We start from the raw sequence: 15181 nt of genomic DNA on the forward strand, positions 1-15181 counted from the left end.
TCAAAATGAAAATGGAACATTTATATGCAAAGGTATCTTATCTAAAGGGATTAGCCGAAGGGATGGAGATTGAAGCAGGGTCAAAAGAGGGCAAAATGATTCTACATATAATTGATGCGTTAGAAGAGTTTGCCGATGCAATCAGTGAATTGAATGATGACCAGTCGGATTTGGAAGAATATGTAGATTATATGGATGAGGATTTGGCAGATGTAGAAGAAAGAATATTCGGATCTGACGACGAAGATTATGATGAAGATTATGATGATGAAGATTATGACGATTTTGAATATGATAATGAAGATGACGATGAAGATGACGAAGAGGAAGAAGATGGAAATGGCTTATATAGTCATGATAAAAACTTTGACGATGAAGAATAAGATTTAATCAAAAAAAATAAAACTCTGAAATAGGGCCCTATTTCAGAGTTTTATTTTTTTTGATTAAATTCATAGCATATTCTTTTTTAAAAGTCATATTTATATATAAAAAGGAGGGACATGTTATGGATAAGAACGGAACGGAAACTTTTAACAGTATTTTAGAATATATTTCACCAGAGTTGAGTAAGAAATTATGGAAAGTTCCAGATTATATAAAAAAAAATGCAGAAGAAATTCGGCTTAGAAAAGAAAAACCTCTTATGATATTTGGAGGAGGAACAGAATATTTTTTAATGAATGAAGGGTCTGTATCTAAAAAAGAAAAAGGCGCACTGATTACAACCCATGAGGATTTGGTCAGAACTTTTCAGCTCATAAGCAGATATTCCGTATATGCCTTTGAAGAAGAAATGAGAAGTGGATTTATAACTTTGAAGGGAGGACATAGGGTAGGAATAGCAGGAAAAACTGTTTATGGGATAAAGGGAATAGAAAGTATCAGGGATATATCTTCTCTTAATATGAGAATCGGCAGAGAAAAGAAAGGTATATCCGATAATATAATGAAATTTATAATAATTCCTCCGGATTCAATTTTTAATACTCTTATCGTTTCTCCTCCTCAATGTGGAAAGACCACTTTATTGAGAGACATGATAAGAAATATCAGTAACGGAATGAAAGAGTACGATTTTAGAGGGTTAAAAGTAGGATTGGTAGACGAAAGATCTGAAATAGGAGGAGTGTACAATGGAGTTGCCCAGAATGATTTGGGAATCAGAACCGATATACTGGACGGTTGTTTGAAAAGTGACGGTATTACGATCCTTATCAGGGCTATGTCACCTCAAGTTGTGGCTACAGACGAATTGGGAGATTATAAGGACATCAATGCCGTTCATGAAGCATTAAAGGCAGGAGTCAAATTGATATCGACCGTTCATGGTAAAGATATAGAAGACCTGCTGTCTAAGAAAAGTTTAAGCTGGATAATCGAAGAAAAGATATTTGAAAGGATAATATTTTTGGATAATTCTAAGGGCGTAGGCACTGTAAGGGACATAGTTGAAGGATATTCTTTTAATTCAGTTCTTAATCGGGAGAAATATTAATATGATTATTTTAAGGATTATAGGAAGTCTTTTAATAGTTACTTCTTCTTCATTAATAGGATATATTTATGGGAAAAAATATTCAGACAGACTCAATAATATCCTACATATGAAGAATTGCATAAGATTGTTGGAGACTGAAATTATATATGGAGCAAATCCTATTCCTGAAGCATTCTTAAATATATATAACAAAGGAAATAAGAAATTTTCATTCATATTTAAATATATAAGAGATTATTTATTTCAAAATAAAAATGCCAATCTGTTGGATGGCTTTTTAAGTGTTGAAGATGTATTGAAGGAAGAACTGTTGTTCAAAAAAGAAGATGTAGAAGTATTTTTATCTTTAGGAAGAATGTTGGGTAATTCCGACAGAAGTGATCAGGAAAAGAATTTTAAACTTATATTTATGGAAATAGGAAATTTGGAAGAAGAAGCAAGAGAAGAAAAGGAAAAAAACGAGAAGGTTTATAAAAATTTAGGATTACTGTTTGGAGTAGCTCTAGTAATTATATTGTTGTAAGGGAGAGAAAAGCATGAATGTGGATTTGATATTTAAAATAGCAAGTATTGGAATTTTATCTGCAGTACTCCATACATTATTGGAGAGAGCGGGGAAAGAAGAATATGCTTATTTAGCGACTTTAGCTGGAGTAATAATAGTATTGGGAGTAGTTATAAATTTAATAAGCAAATTATTTGAAAATGTAAAATCTTTATTTCAACTTTATTAGCTGGGAAGTGGGGTTATGGATATATTCAGAATTGTAGGAATAGGCCTTATAGCTACAGTAATAATAGTAGTACTTAAAGGTATAAGACCTGAATATGCATTACTTGTAAGTGTAGCTACAGGTATTATTATATTTTCCATGGTTATTGACAAACTTTTTAATGTTGTACAAGTATTAAGTAATTTAGCCCAAAGAGCGAATGTGGATTTTGCATATTTTACAACAATTTTAAAAATCATAGGAATATCTTACGTAGTTGAATTTGGAGCTCAGATTTCTAAAGATGCCGGAGAAGAAAATATTGCAAATAAAATTGAACTGGGAGGAAAAGTAATAATAATGGTTATATCAATGCCCATATTTATAGCTCTTATGGATATGATTATAAAAATTTTTCCTTAAAGGTGGATTTTATGAAAAAAAACAAAAGTTTATTTTTAATATTTTTATTGTTGCTAATCCCTCAAATAAGTTTCTGTAGTGAGGTTGAAGATGAAATACACGAGGAAAATAAAAGTTTAATTGAAGAACAGTTTGACAAATTGAATTTAAGCGGAATAGAAAATTTTCTTGATAATTTGGATAAAACCACTTATGATTATTTTCCCAAAATCAGCCTTAAAGAATTTATATTATCTATGATAAAGGGAGAAAACCGAATAGATGGCAAGTCGATTCTTATAGGTATATTGAAGATTTTTTTAAAGGAGGTCTTAGCAAATATTACAATTCTAATAAATATATTATCTATAGTGATAATATCGGGCATCCTTACTAATCTTCAAAGTTCTTTTGAAACAAATAATGTCAGTAAACTTGCTTATTTTGTTTCTTATATGGTTATTTCAATAATACTGATACGAAGCTTCAGCATATCATTATCTATAGGCAAGGAAGCGGTAGATAACATGGTAAATTTCATGGAAATTATGCTTCCTCCCATGTTGGGCTTGCTAATAGCAGTTGGGGGAACCACCACAAGTGTAATGTTTAATCCCTTGATAATTGGGACTGTAAATATAGTAGGAACTGTGATAAGAGGAATAATATTTCCGCTGATATTCTTTTCATTTATTATAGGTTTGTTAAGCAAAATATCGGACAAAATTCAGTTCGGAAGATTGGCTGAGCTTATAAGAGGTGCTGCAGTAACGATAATTGGCATTGCATTAACGGTTTTTATAGGAGTTATATCAATGTATGGGGTAGCTTCCAAGGTTGATGGTGTAACTATAAGGACTGCTAAATTTGCGGTAGATAAATTCATACCAATAATAGGGAAATTTCTTTCGGATGCTGTGGAAACTGTGGTAGGATGTTCTGCAATACTTAAGAATGCGGTAGGCGTAATAGGGTTATTTGCATTATTTTTAATATGTATAATACCGGTCATGAAGATAATTTCCATAATATTTTTATATAAATTGACAATAGCTATTATCGAACCAATATCAGGTCAGAAAGAAATTGAATGTTTAAATGAGGTAAGTAAGTCTTTGACTTTAATATTAGCATCGATACTTTCTGTAGCAACCATGTTTTTTATAACCATAACTATTATTATAGAGGCAGGAAATGCTACTTTGATGTTAAGGTAGGTGGAAAAGTGGAATATATAAGTTTTTTAAAAGACTGGGCTGTAAATATAGTGATTTTATTTATATTAATATCATTCCTTGAGATTATTCTTCCCAGCGGAAACATGAAAAGATTTTTGGATATGGTAATAGGAATCTTAGTAATTATAGCAATTATGAGCCCTATCATAAAGCTTTTAAATAAGAACAAGGATATAGATATCGACAAATCTTTACTTACAAGTTCTGTTGAAACCATGAATATAAGCTATAAAGAAAATGATGATTTGTTGGCAGCTCAAAAAGAACAGGTGATAACTGCATATAAAAATAAGTTAAAAAGAGAAATTGAAGAAATTATAAGTTCCAATACAAACTATAGCGTTTCGGACATTAAAATAGAGCTTCAAGAAGATGAAGAAAGGGAGGATTACGGGAATATCAAAAAAATAGAAATGGACATAAAAGAAGCTAAAGAAGAAAAAAAGGAAGAAGAGGGTGAAAAAAAGAATATAAAAATTGATGACATTGAAGAGATAACAGTTAGTAAAAATCAAAAGCCCTCTTCTACAAATAGAGAAATAATAGATAATAAAGATATTAAGGATGTAATATCCGAAAATTTTAATGTACCTTATGAGAATATCGTTTTATATAAAAATACTAAATTGGCAGGTGATGAAAATGAAATTACTAAATAAAATAAAAGATGAGTTAGAAAAAATGGGAAATAAAGAATATATAACTAAACTCATCATTATACTAATTATTGGAGTAATGATATTGATAACAGTAAGTATGTTTACTGACAGTAAAAATAAAGGAAATTATAATTTAGGGGAAACGGATACGACAGATAAATCGAAAGGAGATTCCACGGAGGATTACGTGACAATATTGGAAAGAAAATTAGAAAACATCTTAAGCCAAATAAAAGGAGCAGGAGAGGTAAATGTCATGATTACATTACAAAATACTACGGAAAAAGTACCTGCAGTAAATACGACCAAGAATCAAGAAAATACAAGTGAAAAGGATTCCCAAGGGGGAGTTAGGGAAACACTTAAAGAGGATACGGTTTACGAAATAGTTACAAAAGAAAATGAAGATTCATTTATAACGTTGAAGGAGATAAATCCGGAAGTTAACGGAGTAATAGTTGTGGCCCAAGGAGCGGATGATGCTGTGGTAAAGGAAAAATTATATGAAGCGGTAAAAACCGTTTTGGGAATTTCAGGCAGTAAGGTAGATGTATATTCAAGTAATTAGGAGGGTGATATTAATGTTTTCAGTGAAAAAACCTGCATTTATTACTATTTTAGTTGTGCTGTTGGTATTGGCGGGATATTTAAATCATTATTTAACTCAGAAATCAGCAATTAAATCTTCTAATGAATATCAGAAATATGAAGAGGAAAAACTCGCAGAAGAAAATGAAAAAAACTCTCTTCAAACAATAAGTGAAGAAAAGGTTCAGGTTGTGGAAAGCGAAAATCCGGCAGATTTAATTGAAGACACCAATAAGAATATCGAGGAGTCCCTTACGGAAGAAGTAAGTGCCCAAAAAAGTAATTATTTTGTGGAGTACAGATTATCCAGAGATAAAATGAGAGCAGGATTAATTGATAAATTGAATGATATTGTAAATAATGAAAAAACAAAGGCCGAAACAAGAGATGAAGCTCAAAAAGAAATTATGAGAATAGGAGCTTTATCGGAAAATGAATTATATATAGAAGGACTGATTAAAGCAAAGGGGTTTGATGATGCTTTGGTATTTTTAAAGGAGGACAGTGCAAAGGTTGTAGTATCTGCAAAGGAACTGACTGAGCAGGATGTGGTAAAAATATTGGAAATAATTAAAAGTGAGACAAATCTGGATTCAGATAAGATAAAAATAATGAAAAAGGCATAGAATAGTTTGTAAAACTAATGCACATTTGGTATAATATACTGGAGGAGATTAAAATTTATGGAGGTGGATATTATGGCAGAAATTAATGATAAAGAAAAAAGCGAATATGGAAATGTTAGGATTGCTAATGAGGTAGTAGCTATAATAGCAGGTTTAGCAGCAACGGAAGTTAAGGGAGTTGCCGGAATGAGCGGAGGAATAACAGGCGGAATAACTGAAATACTCGGGATGAAAAATTTGTCTAAGGGTGTTAAAGTTGAAGTTGGAGATAAAGAAACGGCAATAGATCTTTTTTTAATAGTGGAATATGGTTCAAAGATTGGAGAAGTAGCAAAACAAGTACAGGAAAATGTAAAAGAAACTGTTGAGACTATGACCGGATTGAACGTAGTGGAAGTAAATGTAAATGTACAGGGGGTAAATATTCCTAAAGAACCTAAATTAGAGGAAGAACCAAGAGTAAAGTAAAAATTTACCCTCTGATCGTACAGAGGGTAAATTTAAATACTTTTAAGGAGGTAATATTATGAATATGCTGGATAAATTGATGTTGGCAATTTATACATTTTGCATTGGGATACTGTCTATTGTCCTTATATTATTTCCCTTTGATAATATATGGTTCCTGTCGGATGAAAACCTGAATGTATATTTGCAAAACATGAAGGGAGAATTTGTTTTTTCCGTTATTGGCGTTGCTTTTTTGTTGGCAAGTATAAGGTTTTTTCTTTTGGTAGTTAAGGGAAGAGAAAATGGCGGCGAAAAAGAAGCTTATATTATAAAATATAATAATGTGGGAGAAGTGAAGATTTCATCTCAAACAATAGAAGGATTAGTACAAAGCGTTGCAGATAAATTTAGCGGAATCAGAAATGTTAAAAATACTGTTGATATATCAGAAGGAAATTTGTCAGTCAGACTTAAGGGGGAAGTTTCTTCCGAAATAAATATTCCCCAAATGTCCGAAGAACTTCAAAAAAAAGTTAAGGAACATATTGAGGAATGTACAGGTGTTCCTGTAAATGAAGTAAAAATAGAAATATCCAATGTTACAACTGCATCAAGAGTAGTAAAATAAAGAGCAGGGGTGTTTAAAAAGTGTTTAAAGAGATATTAGATAATATCGTAAATATTTTGAATACTAACCGAGGAAAAACTATAGGCGGGATAATAGGTTTTTTGATTGGAATTTTTATACTTACAGTGGGATTTTTTAAAACTTTGTTTATAGTATTGTGTATTTGCATAGGCTGCTATTTAGGAGGTAAAACCGACAAAATGGAGGCTTTAAAGCACTTTTTGGATAAATTTCTTCCGCAAGGTAAAAATAAGCAATAGTATATAATGTTTCTGCTAAAGGAGGATCATAATGGGAAGGAAATTGGCAAGGGAAGAAACGATGAAGTTATTATATCAAATGGATATGAACAATGATTATTCTGAGAGCAGTGTAAAAGATTTTATAGAAAACGGAGAACTTAATAAAGAAGAGAAAGAGTACATTTCTTCTTCGGCAGTTACTATTTTAAAGAATTTGGATACTATTGACAAGAATATTTCTCAAAATATCAGAGGGTGGAAAATAAGCAGACTTGCGAAGGTGGATTTGTCCATCTTAAGAATCGCCATATACGAACTTTTATACAGGGAGGATATACCTATAGAAGTATGTATAAATGAAGCGATAGAAATTGCCAAAAAGTATAGTACAGAAGAATCTTCAAAATTTATTAACGGAATGCTGGGAAATTTCGTTCGAACAATGGAGAATAGATAAATGGATAAATATTATGTTGGAATTGATACCAGTAATTATACTACATCTTTGGCTGCTATTGACGCTGGAGGAAACACGTTGATTGATTTAAGAAAAATACTTGAAGTGAAGAAAAATCAAGTTGGGTTGAGACAACAAGATGCAATTTTTCAGCATATGAAAAATTTACCTCTAATGATCGATAAGCTTTCAAATATAATTGATCCGGGAAATATTAATACTATATCCGTAAGTGTAGCTCCAAGAACAGTTAAGGATTCATACATGCCTGTATTTCAAGTAGGAAAAGGACAGGCATTTATTCTTTCTTCCATATTGAAGAAACCTTTAAAACAGTTTAGCCATCAGGAAGGGCATATAAGTTCGGGAATGTTAAATAGTCCTTTAGAAGATGAAAAAAGATTTCTTGCCTTTCACCTGTCAGGCGGAACTACCGAATTGTTATTAATTGACAATGAGAAAGATAATTTTGATATTAATATAATTGGTGGGACAAAAGACTTAAATATAGGACAACTTATCGATAGAATAGGAGTGGCAATGGGAATTAGGTTTCCTTGTGGGAGGGAATTGGATTATATTTCTCAAAAAGGAAAGAGGATAAATCTTAAGTTACCGATGAGTACTCATGGCACATGGGCCAATTTTTCCGGAATGGAAAATTATTTTAAAAAAATTTACGGCGAGAATATATATTATAGGGAAGATATTGCTAATACCCTGTTCTATTGTATTTCACAATTTATTATTAGAATTGTTTTAGAAGCCTCCTATTTATACGATGTAAAATATATTTTGTTTATTGGAGGCGTTTCATCTAATTCAATAATCAGGGATGAACTTCTAAAAGGCTTAAATTATAATGATATTGAATGTTATTTTCCCAATACCGATATATGTACTGATAACGGAGTAGGAATGGCAAACCTTGGGAGAATAAAAAAGGGTCATGTTTGGGAGATATAAATATGGATATAAAACCTTTAAAGGTAAGTGAAATAAATTTTTATATAAAAAGACTTTTTCAAGGGGACCCGATACTTTGCAATGTGTGTGTAGAAGGGGAAATTTCTAATTTTAAACATCACTACAGCGGTCATATGTACTTTTCATTGAAGGATGAAAGTGGAAAGCTAAAATGTGTAATGTTTAAGAATGATAATCAATCCTTGAATTTTTCTTTGGAAGACGGCATGAAAGTTATAGCGTTAGGATATATATCCGTCTATGAAAGAGATGGGGATTATCAGTTATATGTTAGAAATATCAAAAAAAACGGAATCGGAGAATTATATGAAGCCTTTGAAAATTTAAAATTAAAATTAGAAAAAGAAGGTTTATTTAATATTGAAAATAAGAAAGCTATTCCTGCTTTTCCTAAAAAAATCGGAATAGTTACTTCATCTACGGGAGCTGCAATAAAGGATATTTTAAATGTAATTAAAAGAAGATTTCCCATTGCGGACATTATAATATATCCGTCTTTGGTTCAGGGAGAAAATGCAGCTTCAAATGTAATAGAAGGATTAAAGTACTTAGATTCAAGGAATGATATTGATTTAATTATTATGGGAAGAGGAGGAGGTTCTTATGAGGAACTGTTTTCCTTTAATGATGAAAACCTTGCAAGAATAATTTATAATTTAAATACTCCCGTCATCTCAGCGGTAGGCCATGAAAGAGATTTTACTATTGCGGATTTTGTTTCGGATTTAAGAGCTCCTACTCCTTCAGCAGGTGCAGAATTGGCTGTTCCCAAATTGAGTTTATTGAAAGAAGATCTGGAGAATTCCTATAAGAGTTTAAAATCCAATTTTCTATCTGTGATGAAGGGGAATTTTGTTCAGATGGAGTATATGGGAAAAAGGCTTAAAAATTCTAATCCAGCAAATGTCATCAATGATGATAAACAGTATTTGGATGGCATATTTAAACATTTAAATATTTTATTTACGGCAAAGTATAAGGAAGAAAAAAACAAGTTGGATTTATATAAGCATAAGCTGAATGTTTTGAGCCCTTTGTCATCTATAAAGAGGGGATATGGAGTAATATATGATGATAAAGGAATGGTAGTAAAATCTGTGGAAGAAATAAAAGTCGGAGATAACTTTAATGTTTTATTAAAAGATGGTATGATAAAAGGAAAAGTGGCAAAAATACAAAAAGGGGTACTTAAAAATGAATTTAAATAACGAATTGTCTTTTGAAAAGGCCCTCCAGGAATTAAAGGATATTGTAGATAGAATGGAAAGTAAAGATCTGACCTTAGAAGAATCTTTTGAAAATTTCAAGAGAGGGGTAGAACTTTATAAATATTGTTTTGATATTTTAAATAAAGTTGAAGGGGATGTAAAAGTATTACTAAAAGATGATAAAGGAAATATTTTGGAGAATGATTTTTATTTGGAGGACTAATTAATGGATTTATTACAAGAGATGAATAACTTGAAAGAAGTTATAGACAAAGAATTAAAAAACGTCATTAAAGAATGCAGTTATCAGAAAAAGATTGTAGAAGCTATGGAATATAGTTTGTTTACGGGAGGAAAGAGATTAAGGCCTATTTTGCTTTTAGAAAGTTGCGAGCTTTTTAAGGGAGAGTATGAAGATGCAATGCCATTTGCATTGGCAATAGAGATGATACATACTTATTCATTAATCCATGATGATCTGCCGTCAATGGATAACGATGATTACAGAAGAGGGAAACTTACTAATCATAAAGTTTTCGGAGATGCATTGGCAATACTCGCAGGAGACGGTCTTTTAAATCTTGCCTATGAAACCATGGCTGAAAATATTATTAACAAAAGCCATACATTAGAAGATTACAGAAGGTATGTAAGAGCAATGAATGTTATAGCAAATGCTTCAGGAATATACGGTATGGTAGGAGGACAGGTAGTTGATATATTATCGGAAGGAAAGAATATTGAAAGAGACGAGCTTTTTTTTATGTATAAAAATAAAACTGCCGCTTTAATTCAAGCCTCATTGATTTCCGGAGGAATAATCGGAGGAGCAGGTGAAGAAGAATTAAAAAAATTAGAAGAGTACGGGTTAGCTATTGGCGTAAGTTATCAAATTAAAGATGATGTATTAGACTATAACAGCGGAGAAGATGATTCCAAAACCACTTACTTATCTTTTCATACCGTTGACGAGGCAAAAAAAGAAATTGAAGAACTTGACAATAATGCCATAAATATAGTTAAATATTTTGTGAATAAGGACAGAAATAGAGCTAAATTTTTTGAAAAATTTGCATATTATTTAACTGGGCGGAATAAATAATCATTTTATTATTGAAAATATAATTTTATTATGATATAATTTAAATGGCAAAGAAGTGGTACAGTATTCTAGTCAGTACAGCTATTTTTGAAAACGGGGCTAAAAATCCGTTAAAGGGCATATCGATGAAGTTCCTGGTTGAGGCTTTCGACGCCCAGTTGAGGGTCTTTTCTGGGAGTAAAAAGGATGGGGCGACTTGCAACGGCATGCAGGCGTTGACCCTGCCTTTGTGGAGACTTGTTATAAATACTATACAGTAATTATGACATGATAAACTTGTGGTTTTAATTGAATTACCGCATAGTAGCCTGCCTTGAGTGAAATAGGCGGATGATAAGTTCGATTCTACCTGATTTAGGCCTAAAATGTGTAGAATTATGTTATCGAAACCTAATTTGCAAAAGAGGCTGAGAAATAGGCTGACTGTCAGAGGAAAACTCCTAGACTGTTCAGATGAGAGGTATTTTAGGGATTACAGTGCGGACTAAATGGTAATCTAGCCTTGCTTTTGGCAACAGAGCAGAGATGGAATTAAAGGGAAACCACTGTTATGGCGACATGCAGTTTCTATCTGGGAAATCCAACTAGACCTTAAGCCGTAAAATTTACCTATTATACTGCCACTTTTATGGCTGATAGCAAGAGCTATCAGCTTTTTATTTAATATGGTCTTGGAGGTAAAATAATGGGGAAAAGAGGGAAAAAATTTTTTTCCAATGAATTTAATACTAAATGGATTACCTTTATATTGTTATGGACTTTTGGAATGTCTGTATTTTTTACTTTGATTTCAGAAAGTCTGTTAAAAGAGTTGAATATAATATTGGGTTTTTTACTCCTCGTAATTATAATACTTATTGGAATCATATTTGACATAATAGGGGTAGCCATTACTTCCGCGATAGAAAAGCCCTTTCATTCCATGGCTGCAGATAAAGTCGACGAGGCGGTATATGCAATAAAATTGATAAGAAATGCGGGACAGGTTTCAAATTTTTGTAATGATGTAATAGGAGATATATGTGGAATAATAAGTGGTGCCGTGGGAACTACAATTATTTATGAATTAATCGATATATATAGTATAAAACGGGGGACAATGCTTAGCGTTATTTTTACTTCTTTGATAGCAGCTCTTACCGTAGGAGGCAAGGCTTTTGGGAAAGAAATAGCAATTAAATATAAAAACAACATAATAATTCAGACTTCAAAGTTTTTTAAATTTATGGAAGAGAAATTTCATATTAATTTTCTTCCAGATTTAAAAAAGAAGAATAACAAAAAAGCTGATAAATATTAGGAGCGGTTTTATGATACAAAAAAGAATTGACGTTTTGCTGACAGAAAAGGGATTTGCTGACTCACGAGAAAGGGCTAAGAAGATTATTAAAGAAGGATCGGTATATGTTGGTACAAAAAAAATAGATAAACCAGGAGAAAAAATAGATGAAGACAGTGTTATAGAAGTTAAGAAAGACCCTCTTGTCTATGTTGGAAGAGGTGGTTTTAAACTTGAAAAGGCAATTAATGAATTTAATATAACTTTAAAGGGAAAGTCGGCTTTAGACATAGGAGCTTCTACGGGAGGATTTACGGATTGTATGCTTCAAAAGGGAGCAGGTATTGTAGTTGCCATAGATGTAGGTTATGGACAACTTGATTTAAAGATAAGAAATAATCCCAAAGTTATTGTGAAAGAGAGGACTAATATTAGATATCTAAAAAAGGAAGATTTAGATGTAGAAGGAGATTTCGCATCCGTAGATGTGTCTTTTATATCCCTTAGGTTGGTTCTTCCCGTAGTTAAAGAATTATTGAAAGGAGAGGGAGAAATGGTAGCCCTTATAAAACCTCAGTTTGAAGCCGGAAAAAATAATGTAGGCAAAAAAGGTATAGTCAGAGATTATAAAATTCATGAAAATGTTATAATAGGCTTAAGAGATTATTGTGACAGTATAGGAATGGGTATGTGCGGATTGACTTATTCTCCCATAAAAGGGAAAGAAGGAAATACAGAGTATTTATCGTTTATAAAAAAGGAATGGAAGACAGAAGAGGTTGTAGACAATAGCAGGATTAAGGAAGTTATTAAATCTGCTCATAAATTATTATAAAATATTATGATTAATTTCTGTACGAAGGAGGCAAACATGAAAAAGTATCAGCGACAAAGCAAAATTCTTGAACTAATTGAAAATTTTGAAATAGAAACCCAGGAAGATTTATCTAATTATTTGAAAAGGGCTGGAATTGATATAACGCAGGCCACTATATCCAGAGATATTAAAGAACTAAGACTTGTAAAAGTATTATCAAAGAATGGAAAATACAAATATGCATTAATGGAAGATAACAAGGAAGGGACTACGGAAAGGCTTATAAAGATTTTTAAAAGTTCAGTAATCGATTTTAATGTTGCCGAAAATATAATAATAATAAAAACATTGCCGGGAGCAGCTCAAGTTTGCGCTTCAGCAATAGATACTGCTAAAATTGATGGAATAGCAGGTTCTATTGCCGGAAATGATACTATATTTGTTGCGATTGAAAAAGAGGAAAAAACCGATTATGTATTAAAAATACTTACCAGTTTTCTTAATTAAATTGGAGGAGTAATATATGATTGTTGAATTAAATATTAAAAATTTTGCTATTATTGATAGCCTGAAGATTAATTTTTCTGAAGGGCTAAATGTTATAACCGGGGAAACCGGAGCAGGAAAATCAATAGTTGTAGATGCTATAAATTTAATTCTGGGGAGTAGAGCTAATAAGGATTTGATCAGAACAGGATGCGACAGAGCAATATTGGAGGGACTGTTTTATATTGAGAATTCCAAAGAAATCGATGATATTCTTGAAAAGTACGGCATTGAAAAGGAAGATAACAACTCCCTTCTTTTATCAAGGGAAATCTTTTCAACTGGAAGAAGTGTGTCAAGAATAAATGGACAAACGGTTACATTAAATATCCTAAATGATGTGACACAGAAATTAATTGATATTCATGGTCAACATGAACATCAGTCCCTGCTGAATGTAGGAAGTTACATAAAGTTGATAGATGATTTCGGCGACGATAAATTTAATATTTTAAAGAAAAAAATCAGTGAAGAATATAATCAAATTGTTTCTTTAAAGGGAGAGCTTAAAAAGCTTTCAATTGATTCAAAAGAAAAGGATAGAGAAATAGATTTATTAAAATATGAAATAGAGGAGATAGATAGTGCTAAACTTTCTGATGGAGAAGAAAAGAAAGTATATGATGAGTACAATAAAATGTCCAATATTAAAAATATTTCCTTAAATGTAGGAGAGATTATAAATATACTGGATTCGGAAGACTATAACAGCATTTCCGTATCGGATGGAATCAATAAGAGTATAAGTCTGATGAATTCGGTAAAGAGATATGATGAAGATTTAAATCAATATTCATCAGCTTTGGAAAATGTAAACTTTGAAATCCAGGACATTTCAAGAGGACTTAAAAATTATATTGAAAATACCGAATTCGATGAAGAAAGGCTTGCATTTTTAGAAGAAAGGCTGAATCTCATATATAAAATAAAGAAAAAATATGGGAACAGTTTAGAGGAAATACTTAATTATAAAAACAGTATCTCGGAAAGACTTTATCAACTGATTAATAATGAAAAGGAAATAGAGAGAATAAATAAAAAAATAGAGGAAACGGAAAATGAACTAAATAAAAATTCAACCATTTTATCGGAAATGAGAAAAAAAATAGCTAAAAAATTAGAATCGGATATTTCAAAGGAACTTCATACATTGAATATAAAAAATTCTATATTTAAAATAAATTTTAAAAAAATGAAGTATTATGGAGAAGAGGGATTTGATATAATTGAATTTTTAATTTCAACTAATTTGGGAGAAGAATTGAAACCATTATCAAAAATAGTTTCCGGAGGAGAAATGTCAAGAATAATGCTTGCATTTAAAACGGTCATTGCAAAATACGACAGAATACCTTGTTTAATTTTTGATGAAATAGATGCTGGGATCAGCGGAAGAACGGCACAAATAGTAGGAGAAAAGATTTATAAAATATCAAAAGGACGTCAAGTAATATGTATTTCTCATTTACCTCAGATTGCCGCATTAGCTGATACGCATTTTTCTATAAAAAAAGAAATCGTAAATGGGAGGACAAGCACAAAAGTTAAAATACTTAATTATGAGGAAAGAATAGCTGAAATGTCGAGACTTTTAGGTGGAGTGAATTTAACTGATACAACTAAGCTTCACGCAAAGGAAATGTTGGAAATGTCAAAAAAATTTAAAAAAATTACTTAGAACACTTTATAATTTAAAGTGTTTTTTTTTCCAAAAATTATTGTGCTTTACATATCAATA

General features: G+C 31.4%; 22 protein-coding genes. All 22 read left to right on the forward strand.

Going from position 1 to position 15181, the window contains the following annotated elements; all coding sequences use genetic code 11:
* Positions 1–5: 5 nt before the first annotated feature.
* Positions 6–383 (forward strand): CD1247 N-terminal domain-containing protein, encoded by a 378-nt coding sequence (locus tag PP176A_RS01115; RefSeq protein ID WP_234958742.1) that lies wholly within the window; start codon positions 6–8, stop codon positions 381–383.
* 125 nt (positions 384–508) lie between these two features.
* Complete coding sequence (gene spoIIIAA / locus PP176A_RS01120) at positions 509–1498, forward strand: stage III sporulation protein AA (RefSeq protein WP_071138606.1); 990 nt, start codon at positions 509–511, stop codon at positions 1496–1498.
* Position 1499: 1 nt separating this feature from the next.
* Positions 1500–2024 carry a stage III sporulation protein AB gene (locus PP176A_RS01125; RefSeq protein ID WP_071138607.1) on the forward strand — a complete coding sequence of 175 codons (525 nt, stop codon included), beginning with the start codon at positions 1500–1502 and terminating at the stop codon, positions 2022–2024.
* A 13-nt stretch (positions 2025–2037) separates the two neighbouring features.
* Positions 2038–2235 (forward strand): stage III sporulation protein AC, encoded by a 198-nt coding sequence (spoIIIAC, locus tag PP176A_RS01130; RefSeq protein ID WP_071138608.1) that lies wholly within the window; start codon positions 2038–2040, stop codon positions 2233–2235.
* A gap of 15 nt (positions 2236–2250) precedes the next feature.
* Complete coding sequence (gene spoIIIAD, locus PP176A_RS01135; RefSeq protein WP_071138609.1) at positions 2251–2637, forward strand: stage III sporulation protein AD; 387 nt, start codon at positions 2251–2253, stop codon at positions 2635–2637.
* A gap of 11 nt (positions 2638–2648) precedes the next feature.
* Positions 2649–3833, forward strand: coding sequence for a stage III sporulation protein AE (gene spoIIIAE, locus PP176A_RS01140; protein ID WP_071138610.1), 1185 nt, complete (start codon positions 2649–2651; stop codon positions 3831–3833).
* An 8-nt stretch (positions 3834–3841) separates the two neighbouring features.
* On the forward strand, positions 3842–4513 hold the full coding sequence (gene spoIIIAF, locus PP176A_RS01145) for a stage III sporulation protein AF (RefSeq protein WP_071138611.1): 672 nt from the start codon (positions 3842–3844) through the stop codon (positions 4511–4513).
* Entirely contained in the window at positions 4497–5081 is a 585-nt protein-coding gene (locus PP176A_RS01150; RefSeq protein WP_071138612.1) for a hypothetical protein, read from the forward strand. The genes spoIIIAF and PP176A_RS01150 overlap by 17 nt, the downstream gene beginning before the upstream one ends.
* A 13-nt stretch (positions 5082–5094) precedes the next feature.
* Positions 5095–5727, forward strand: a complete 633-nt coding sequence (locus PP176A_RS01155; RefSeq protein ID WP_071138613.1) for a SpoIIIAH-like family protein — start codon at positions 5095–5097, stop codon at positions 5725–5727.
* Between the two features lie 72 nt (positions 5728–5799).
* A complete protein-coding gene (locus tag PP176A_RS01160; protein WP_071138914.1) occupies positions 5800–6195 on the forward strand; it encodes an Asp23/Gls24 family envelope stress response protein in 396 nt (131 codons plus the stop codon).
* 58 nt (positions 6196–6253) lie between these two features.
* A complete protein-coding gene (gene amaP / locus PP176A_RS01165; RefSeq protein ID WP_071138614.1) occupies positions 6254–6805 on the forward strand; it encodes an alkaline shock response membrane anchor protein AmaP in 552 nt (183 codons plus the stop codon).
* A 20-nt stretch (positions 6806–6825) separates the two neighbouring features.
* On the forward strand, positions 6826–7065 hold the full coding sequence (locus tag PP176A_RS01170) for a DUF2273 domain-containing protein (protein ID WP_234958743.1): 240 nt from the start codon (positions 6826–6828) through the stop codon (positions 7063–7065).
* A gap of 31 nt (positions 7066–7096) precedes the next feature.
* Positions 7097–7504 (forward strand): transcription antitermination factor NusB, encoded by a 408-nt coding sequence (gene nusB / locus PP176A_RS01175; protein ID WP_071138615.1) that lies wholly within the window; start codon positions 7097–7099, stop codon positions 7502–7504.
* On the forward strand, positions 7505–8470 hold the full coding sequence (locus tag PP176A_RS01180) for a hypothetical protein (RefSeq protein ID WP_071138616.1): 966 nt from the start codon (positions 7505–7507) through the stop codon (positions 8468–8470).
* Between the two features lie 2 nt (positions 8471–8472).
* Complete coding sequence (gene xseA / locus PP176A_RS01185) at positions 8473–9699, forward strand: exodeoxyribonuclease VII large subunit (RefSeq protein ID WP_071138617.1); 1227 nt, start codon at positions 8473–8475, stop codon at positions 9697–9699.
* The gene (gene xseB, locus PP176A_RS01190; RefSeq protein ID WP_071138618.1) at positions 9686–9922 is read left to right on the forward strand and encodes an exodeoxyribonuclease VII small subunit; all 237 of its coding nucleotides are present in this window, start codon (positions 9686–9688) and stop codon (positions 9920–9922) included. The genes xseA and xseB overlap by 14 nt, the downstream gene beginning before the upstream one ends.
* 3 nt (positions 9923–9925) lie before the next feature.
* A complete protein-coding gene (locus PP176A_RS01195; RefSeq protein WP_071138619.1) occupies positions 9926–10801 on the forward strand; it encodes a polyprenyl synthetase family protein in 876 nt (291 codons plus the stop codon).
* Positions 10802–10845: 44 nt separating this feature from the next.
* Complete coding sequence (locus tag PP176A_RS01200) at positions 10846–11061, forward strand: hypothetical protein (RefSeq protein ID WP_071138620.1); 216 nt, start codon at positions 10846–10848, stop codon at positions 11059–11061.
* Between the two features lie 425 nt (positions 11062–11486).
* The gene (locus tag PP176A_RS01205; RefSeq protein ID WP_071138621.1) at positions 11487–12101 is read left to right on the forward strand and encodes a hypothetical protein; all 615 of its coding nucleotides are present in this window, start codon (positions 11487–11489) and stop codon (positions 12099–12101) included.
* A gap of 10 nt (positions 12102–12111) precedes the next feature.
* Entirely contained in the window at positions 12112–12915 is an 804-nt protein-coding gene (locus PP176A_RS01210) for a TlyA family RNA methyltransferase (protein WP_071138622.1), read from the forward strand.
* 36 nt (positions 12916–12951) lie between these two features.
* Positions 12952–13404, forward strand: coding sequence for an arginine repressor (gene argR, locus PP176A_RS01215; RefSeq protein ID WP_071138623.1), 453 nt, complete (start codon positions 12952–12954; stop codon positions 13402–13404).
* Between the two features lie 16 nt (positions 13405–13420).
* Entirely contained in the window at positions 13421–15121 is a 1701-nt protein-coding gene (recN, locus tag PP176A_RS01220) for a DNA repair protein RecN (RefSeq protein WP_071138624.1), read from the forward strand.
* The last annotated feature ends 60 nt before the right edge of the window (positions 15122–15181 follow it).

Origin of the sequence: Sporanaerobacter sp. PP17-6a (genome assembly GCF_900095615.1) — a bacterium.
Classification (GTDB): Bacteria; Bacillota; Clostridia; order Tissierellales; family Acidilutibacteraceae; genus Acidilutibacter; species Acidilutibacter cellobiosedens.